We start from the raw sequence: 7,539 nt of genomic DNA on the forward strand, positions 1-7,539 counted from the left end.
CGTTGCCAAAATGTTATTCCAAGCCGTTGGCGGACAAGCCGGGATCGAGCCGAGCCAAATGGTAGGTTGGCATCAAATCGTGACTGAGTGTTGGCATGTCTCGATGCAGTTAAGACAGTCGGAACAGTCTAAGATAGGAGAGTAAGGCTCGCGAACGGTCATCTTAACTTCTCATAAAAGTTAAATTGACTGTTGAAGATTTGCCCATTCGCCTGCCATCTGCCCAGGTGGTGCCGATCGTCAACCTAGACCGCCGACTTTTGCTTTGCTACTTCTATATTTTGGCTCTTCGTGTAGGACAGTGACATGTTACAGATAATTTATTTAATTGCCTTCAGTATTTTGGCATTTCTAGCGATCGGAAATCTGATCCGCAGTTTGATTGGGTTTAGTATGGATGCGTCCCAGCCACGGGCGATGACCAATCCTAATTTTCCAGGTTCCAGATACCGTGCGGGTGCCGTCGTACACCCCGAATTGCTAGACTCTGCTGGCAATGTCACCACCGAACCGCTACTAATCATGAAGTCGATTAGTGTCGAGGATGCACGCGCCAGACTGGATGCGTTGTATCATGATGATTCCCCTCGTTCGGCTGAGGATTAGGCATTAGGCTTTAGGCTTTAGGTATTAGGCTTGGAAGAGGACGACGGGAAAATTAGATCCCGATCGTGATGAGATGTTAACAACCGTGCGAAAAATTGCCTATTTCCCGATCTTGGCGATCTTGATTATTAGTGTCGTCGCCTGTCGCAATCCCGACATTCCTTCAGGAGGGGAAACCCAAGGCAATATCAACCTGTTGATGGGCAATCCATCACAAGCAACTAGTTCGCCCGGTAATGTGGAAAACTATCTGCTCGTGCGTCCCCAGTATGCGCTGTCTTATTCTCGAACTAAAGGGATACCTAACTGGGTGTCGTGGGAATTGAATGCGTCATGGCTGGGCGATGCTCATCGTGTAGGTAAGTTTGCACCGGATGAGGATTTGCCTGTCGGCTGGGCGCGAATTAAACCGTCAGATTATACCGGGAGTGGTTTCGATCGCGGTCATATGACTAACTCTGAAGATCGCAGTCGATCGCCAGCAGACAATATTCCCACTTTTTTGATGACTAATATCATCCCCCAAGCGCCAGATAACAATCAAGGGGTGTGGGTGCAACTAGAAAACTATTCGCGCGAATTAGTTAGATCTGGTAAGGAATTATTCATTGTCTCTGGCGGACACGGGCAAGGTGGGATCGGTAAGAACGGTTTTAAAGCGACTGTAGGGCAGGGGAAAGTCATCGTACCTGCTGTGACGTGGAAAGTGATTTTAGTGCTGGATAGACCCAATTCTGGCGTGGCTGGAGTGACGCCGAACACCCGGACGATCGCGGTGATTATTCCGAATAAGCAAGGGGTGAGAGACGATCCGTGGCGGCAGTATCGCACGTCGGTGAAGGAGGTTGAGAAGTTGACTGGGTATCGGTTTTTTACAAATGTTCCGGTGCAGGTGAGGGAGACGATCGCGGCTAGGGTCGATCGTCTAAATTAATGTTTGGGGTGGGATGTGTGCTGGGCGGAGCGGCACACGATGCTCTTTCAGAGCAACTGAGCCGACGCAAAATGTCGTCTAAGGGATGAAAGAAATTTTGGCTGAGTGCGCTCTAGTTTCATTCTTCTGCTTGGTGCGCTCAATCTGGAGGAAACCTCCAGAGCGCGCATCCGCAACCCAACCTACAGATCCTACGATGGTAGCAAATTGCGACGATCTGTCAAGAATCACCCCTGCTGAACTCACGGTGAGTATTTCAAAAGTAGAGATTTGGATCTAGATATGGCGGAGATCGATCGCACCAATCCAGGGACACCATTGACTGCGACAGCTGGAGGATCGCAGCGGACGGGCTTTTTGGGGGCGGCGCGGACGCGGATTTTGCTTTGTTATATTGGGATTTTAGCGTTCATCTTCGCCATCGGTATTCCGATATTTCGACACTTTTTGTTTGCACGGGTAGATCGACGGGTGCAAGATGATATGAGCGAAAAGATGGCATTTTTTCGCAGTTCGCTAGCTGAAGAATTAATCGATGAAGATCTGGACAATTCAGGATTGAGTGCGGCGCAGTCAGACAATCGGCAGCAGCGACTGAAAAAACCAGCCAATTCAGCGGAACTAGAAGATTTTTTAGATGCTTTTTTGACTCGTCAGTTGCCAGAAGATGAAGTCTATATGATTGCCTTTGTCAAGGGCCAATTGTACAAATCTAGTCCGAGAGCAAGACCAGAAGTGCTCGAACAAAATTCGGACTTGATGCAGGCATGGGCAAAAGCAACTGTAGCATCACAGGGGACGCAGAAAACAAAAGACCTGGGAGTCGGCGACATATTGTATTTGGTCGAGCCTGTCAAAGTAAACGATCGAACGCTCGGTGTATTTGTAGTCGCTCATACCACATCTGGCGAACGGAATGAAGTATTAGAAGCAGTTGTGGTGGTGGTGCAGGTATTTGGAGGAGTGTTGGTACTTGCACTGGTGTTAATTTGGTTTGCATCGGGGCAGGTGTTGGCACCACTGAGATCGTTGATTGGCACTGCAAGATTGGTAGGTGAATCCGATTTGAGTCAGCGATTGCCCGTGCAGGGTGGCGGGGAAATGGCAGAAATAGCCACCACATTTAATGAGATGATGGAGCGGCTAGAATCGGCATTTGTGAGTCAGCGCAACTTTATTAATGATGCTGGGCACGAACTCCGCACTCCCATCACGATTATTCGCGGTCATTTGGAATTGATGGGAGACGATCCGCAAGAACGGGAGGAAGCTGTAGCCATCGCGATCGACGAACTCGATCGGATGGCGCGGATGGTAGAGGACTTGATGTTGCTGGCAAAGTCGGAACGTCCCGATTTTTTGCAGTATGAGATCGTCGATGTGCGTACTTTCACTGAGGAACTATTTGCGAAGTTGCGTAGTCTGGGAAATCGCAATTGGGATTTGGCAAAAGTTGCTGAGGGTGAAGTGCGAATCGATCGCTATCGGCTCACTCAGGCGATCCTCAATCTGGCAAACAATGCCATGCAGCATACTCAAGTCGGGGATAAGATCTCTTTCGGCTCGATGCTCCGGCAAAAAATGTTACACCTGTGGATCCAGGATACTGGCGAAGGAATTGCCGATACCGATCGAGAACAAATTTTTGAACGGTTTGCCCGTGCTGCCAAAAGTCGGCGGCGATCTGAAGGTTCTGGTTTGGGACTGGCGATCGTCAAAGCGATCGTCGATGCTCATCGGGGTCAAATTTCCCTCCAGAGCCAGCTCCAATGTGGTTCGACCTTTACCTTGAAAATTCCCTTATTCCCCGCAGCAGATGTGCTAGATGCCACGCAAAATGTAGATCGATAGAGACCGCGATCGCAATCCATCACCACCGCTGAAATTCTCACCCATGCCCCAAATTTTAATTGCTGAAGACGAACCGAGAATATCAGCCTTTATCGAAAAGGGATTGCGGGCGCAGGGCTTTACATCGACGATCGCTCATGATGTAGATGAAGTATTGGATCTAGCTCAGCGCAACGAATTCGATCTGATCTTGCTAGATTTGGGATTACCTGGAGGCGACGGATTAGAGATTTTGGAGACATTGCGCGGGCAGGGAGTGCAGACGCCGATTATTATTCTCACAGCACGGGACGATCTCAATGATAAGTTAGCTGGTTTGGGCGGTGGGGCTGATGATTATATGACCAAGCCGTTTCGATTTGAGGAACTATTAGTCCGGATTCGGTTGCGAATGAAGCCCAAATCGATCGCCGTTAGCAGTGACGATCTGGTGTTGATAGCAGGGAGTGTGGCATTGAATCTCCGCACGCGCACAGCAATAGTCAATGAGCGTGAAATTGAACTACCCAGTCGGGAATTTATCCTCGCGGAGGCATTTTTTCAACATCCAGGACAGGTATTGACTAGGCAGCAACTGCTCGATCGAGTCTGGGGCTATGACTACGATCCGGGGTCTAATATCGTCGATGTTTATGTCGGTTATCTCCGCAAAAAGTTAGGTAGCGATTTATTTGAAACTGTGCGCGGGGTGGGTTATCGACTGAAAAACTGACGATCGGCCTAACATGAGAAAATTCTCATCAATGAAGTTAAATTAAAGGTCTCAGATCGGGGTAGATTGAGGATAAGTCTGTATTCTATCGATCGAAATCGATAAATGTGCGTGCATTTCCTCGTTTTGTGGAGAGTCCAGAGGCTGTATCTAGTTTGTACCAGTTATGCCTCGTGTTGAGATCCAATGAGCCAAGTATTAATTCTGATTGCTGAAGATGAAGATCGTCTGGCTGCTTTTGTGGAGAAAGGATTGAAGAGAAATGGGTTTGAGACGATCGTCGCTGCGGATGGTGTTCGGGCACTACAAGCGATCGAGCAACAACCAGTAGATTTGTTGATACTAGATCTGGGTTTGCCAATTAAGGATGGTTGGGTGGTGCTACGAGAAACGCGCGCGCAGTATCCCGATCTGCCGATTATTGTCGTGACGGCGATGACAGACGAACGCGATCGACAACAGGTGTTTCAAGCGGGGGCAAATGATTATCTAGCCAAGCCATTTAAGTTTAGCGATTTGCTCATCCAAGTTAAATCGTATTTGACGTGAATTCGGCAGCTTATTAGGCTGCTGCACATGGAACTCTTCTACTGATGGAATTTTTTGCCTGGAACATATCCCCGACTTCTTACAAGAAGTCGGGGATATGAATTTTAGAACTATTTACCAGCACAAAATAACATCTTCATGAGATTTTCCTCATCAAATCTTCATGGATGATTCATTGAAGTTTGTGAATATATCAGTAAGGTAAATATTCGATCGCGTTCAACCGATTTACCTTTATCCAGAGAAGATTATGAAACTATTAGTTTACTCTCATGATGCCTATGGGTTGGGTAATATCTGTCGAATGTTGGCTATTTGTCGTCACCTCCTCGATACGATTCCTAACTTATCCATCCTCGTGTTATCGGGTTCGCCGATGTTGCACAGCTTTCGGTTGCCAGCCGGACTCGACTATCTCAAACTCCCCTGTCTGCATCGAGATGAAAATGGCGATCTGTCGGCAAAATATCTCAAGCTCGATATGAAGCAGACGGTAAAGCTGCGATGCAATCTGATTCGGGTGGCGGCTCTAAATTTTCGACCGGATGTAGTACTCGTCGATAAAAAGCCTTACGGACTGCAAGACGAACTCAAAAAAACGATCGAAACTCTCCGCACTGTTGCCCCAGAAACAAAGTGGCTATTACTATTGCGAGATATCTTGGATGCTCCCAAACAGACGGTAGCCGAGTGGCACTCGCTCGATAGTTATCGCGCCATCGAGCAGTTTTACCATCAAGTTTTGGTAGTAGGTACGCCGGAAGTATTCGATACCTGCTCTGAGTACCAATTTTCCCCACAGATGCGATCGAAATCGCTCTTTTGCGGCTATATCCGCCGTCAACAGGCATCCAAACACCGTGAGGTGTTGCGGCAAGAATTAAATTTAGCTCCAGGCGAGCAGTGCGTACTAGTCACCGCAGGTGGTGGCGAAGATGGGTATCCGCTGATTCACGCTTATCTGGAGGGTTTAGTAATGCTACCAGCAGATTATCCACTCAAAAGTTTGGTAGTTTGCGGGCCAGAAATGTCTACAAAGGAACGAGCGACACTTTTCCAGATGGCAGCACAGCATCCGCAAGTCATCATTAGTGAGTTTACCGACGATTTGATGAGTTATATCGAAGTCGCCAATACGGTGGTGGCGATGGGTGGCTACAACACTTTTTGTGAAATCTTATCCGCTCAAAAACCCTCAATTATCGTACCACGGGTAAGACCGACTCAAGAACAAGTTATTCGCGCTCGTAAAATGGCGGAACTGGGATTACTCGAAATGATTCACCCCGACGAATTAACGCCAGCAGTTTTAATCGATAAACTACTCCATCAATTAAATAATCCGAGCTATTACACTAGCAATATCCAAAAAGTAGATTTGGATGCGTTGCCTCGGATTGCCCAGAGTATTGTTATGGCGATTCCACATCAACCTGTTAAGGGAGAATTGCAAAGATTCCCAGAGCATTGGATGAAATGTCTGTCTGCTTAATCTCGATCGACACAAGTATCATTATCAGACGATCGCATTTTTATGAAGAAGATTCTATTTTATTGTCAAAATTTATTAGGAATGGGGCATTTAGTTCGGACGAGAGAATTGATGAGAGAACTCGTCAAAACATTTGAAGTTTGTCTAATTGAGGGTGGGCAAAAGGTTGATGGATTTGCAATGCTTCCAGAAGTTGAAGTCGTTCAATTACCGACAATTCAAGTTGAGGTATTTGATTCGCTCCAAGTTGGCAAGCAGCTTCAAGTCGTGGGTAGCATTATGAGTTTGGAGGCGGTGAAGAAGTTTCGGCAACAGCAACTAATCGAGGTATTCGATCGATTTCAACCCGATGTCCTGATTACCGAAGGCTACCCCTTTAGTAAGAATAAGGCGTTAGCTTTTGAGATGGTTCCCTTATTAGAACATGTTAGAAAATCCGATCGATCTACTCAGGTAATTTGTAGTCTACGCGATATTATTATGGTCAAAGAATTTGCCGATCGCGAGGCTGAAGAAAAGAGACGTTGTGAATTTGTCAACCACTATTATGATGCTGTTTTACTCCATTCCGATCCATCCGTTCATCGATTAGAAGACAATATTTCTAATACGGATAGTTTGACTTGCCCCGTTTATTATACAGGCTACGTGGTGCAATCCGAACCCGATCGAGTTGAATTTGATGCCGCAGATCTAGCACTGCTTAACGATGCAACTCCCAAGATTGTTGTCAGTGTTGGCGGTGGTAAACTCGGACACGATCTATTAGAGAGTATTATTCAAGCTGCACCATTGATTGAGCAAGAAACTATTCATAGAATTGTAATTTTTGCAGGGCCATTAATGGGCGAAGCTAAATATCAGCAGCTCGTAAAATTAGCTCAAGGAAAGACAAATGTTAGTCTGCGTCGATTTACACCTAGTTTGATTGCTTATCTCGATCGAGCAGATTTATCGATTAGTTTAGGCGGTTATAACACTACCATGAATATCTTAAAAACTGGTGTTCGATCGATGATTTATCCCTCTGACAAAGATCGAGAGCAGGCAATTAGAGCAGAGAAGCTAGAGCAGTTGGGTTTGCTCAAGATTTTAGACAAATCCGAACTACAGCCAGAACTATTGGCAAGATCGATCGTCGATTATTTAGCTGAAGAATCGACATTAAATTTGGAAAATCATCTTCAGCTCGACGGGGCAAAACAAGCATCGATAGTTCTCCAGAAGTTACTCAAATTTCATACAAAGCCAGTAACGCCTACGATTAAAATCGTGGCTGGTTCTGCAAAGTCCGGGTTCGCGGCCTAATAATATTTAAGTCCGCGAAGGGGGACTTTTGATAATGAGAGGTGAGGTCATGCTATGGCATATATTATGAGGTAATTAATGAAAAAT

At 46.3% G+C, this 7,539-nt stretch carries 8 protein-coding genes; all 8 read left to right on the forward strand.

Translation table 11 applies throughout. The features are described 5' to 3' along the window. The first annotated feature begins 10 nt into the window (after positions 1–10). Complete coding sequence (locus RMO52_RS11275) at positions 11–145, forward strand: DUF2605 family protein (RefSeq protein WP_310414112.1); 135 nt, start codon at positions 11–13, stop codon at positions 143–145. Positions 146–306: 161 nt separating this feature from the next. Continuing rightward, complete coding sequence (locus tag RMO52_RS11280) at positions 307–606, forward strand: DUF2973 domain-containing protein (RefSeq protein WP_309741042.1); 300 nt, start codon at positions 307–309, stop codon at positions 604–606. Between the two features lie 73 nt (positions 607–679). Next, positions 680–1,540 carry a DNA/RNA non-specific endonuclease gene (locus RMO52_RS11285; RefSeq protein ID WP_310414094.1) on the forward strand — a complete coding sequence of 287 codons (861 nt, stop codon included), beginning with the start codon at positions 680–682 and terminating at the stop codon, positions 1,538–1,540. A gap of 282 nt (positions 1,541–1,822) precedes the next feature. Beyond that, positions 1,823–3,391: a HAMP domain-containing sensor histidine kinase gene (locus tag RMO52_RS11290; protein WP_310414096.1), complete on the forward strand. Its 1,569-nt coding sequence runs from the start codon at positions 1,823–1,825 to the stop codon at positions 3,389–3,391. Positions 3,392–3,434: 43 nt separating this feature from the next. Beyond that, positions 3,435–4,103, forward strand: coding sequence for a response regulator transcription factor (locus tag RMO52_RS11295; protein ID WP_310414099.1), 669 nt, complete (start codon positions 3,435–3,437; stop codon positions 4,101–4,103). 186 nt (positions 4,104–4,289) lie between these two features. Beyond that, positions 4,290–4,652 (forward strand): response regulator, encoded by a 363-nt coding sequence (locus RMO52_RS11300; RefSeq protein WP_310414102.1) that lies wholly within the window; start codon positions 4,290–4,292, stop codon positions 4,650–4,652. A 250-nt stretch (positions 4,653–4,902) separates the two neighbouring features. Continuing rightward, on the forward strand, positions 4,903–6,144 hold the full coding sequence (locus RMO52_RS11305) for a glycosyltransferase (protein WP_310414105.1): 1,242 nt from the start codon (positions 4,903–4,905) through the stop codon (positions 6,142–6,144). Positions 6,145–6,186: 42 nt separating this feature from the next. After that, complete coding sequence (locus RMO52_RS11310) at positions 6,187–7,452, forward strand: glycosyltransferase (RefSeq protein ID WP_310414109.1); 1,266 nt, start codon at positions 6,187–6,189, stop codon at positions 7,450–7,452. The last annotated feature ends 87 nt before the right edge of the window (positions 7,453–7,539 follow it).

This window comes from Chamaesiphon sp. OTE_8_metabat_110, from assembly GCF_031382685.1.
Classification (GTDB): domain Bacteria; phylum Cyanobacteriota; class Cyanobacteriia; order Cyanobacteriales; family Chamaesiphonaceae; genus Chamaesiphon.

Bases quoted from the DNA above. Each gene is read 5' to 3' on its own strand.
- RMO52_RS11275 (WP_310414112.1), top strand. From the start codon at position 11: ATGTTATTCCAAGCCGTTGGCGGACAAGCCGGGATCGAGCCGAGCCAA.
- RMO52_RS11280 (WP_309741042.1), top strand. From the start codon at position 307: ATGTTACAGATAATTTATTTAATTGCCTTCAGTATTTTGGCATTTCTA.
- RMO52_RS11285 (WP_310414094.1), top strand. From the start codon at position 680: ATGTTAACAACCGTGCGAAAAATTGCCTATTTCCCGATCTTGGCGATC.
- RMO52_RS11290 (WP_310414096.1), top strand. From the start codon at position 1,823: ATGGCGGAGATCGATCGCACCAATCCAGGGACACCATTGACTGCGACA.
- RMO52_RS11295 (WP_310414099.1), top strand. From the start codon at position 3,435: ATGCCCCAAATTTTAATTGCTGAAGACGAACCGAGAATATCAGCCTTT.
- RMO52_RS11300 (WP_310414102.1), top strand. From the start codon at position 4,290: ATGAGCCAAGTATTAATTCTGATTGCTGAAGATGAAGATCGTCTGGCT.
- RMO52_RS11305 (WP_310414105.1), top strand. From the start codon at position 4,903: ATGAAACTATTAGTTTACTCTCATGATGCCTATGGGTTGGGTAATATC.
- RMO52_RS11310 (WP_310414109.1), top strand. From the start codon at position 6,187: ATGAAGAAGATTCTATTTTATTGTCAAAATTTATTAGGAATGGGGCAT.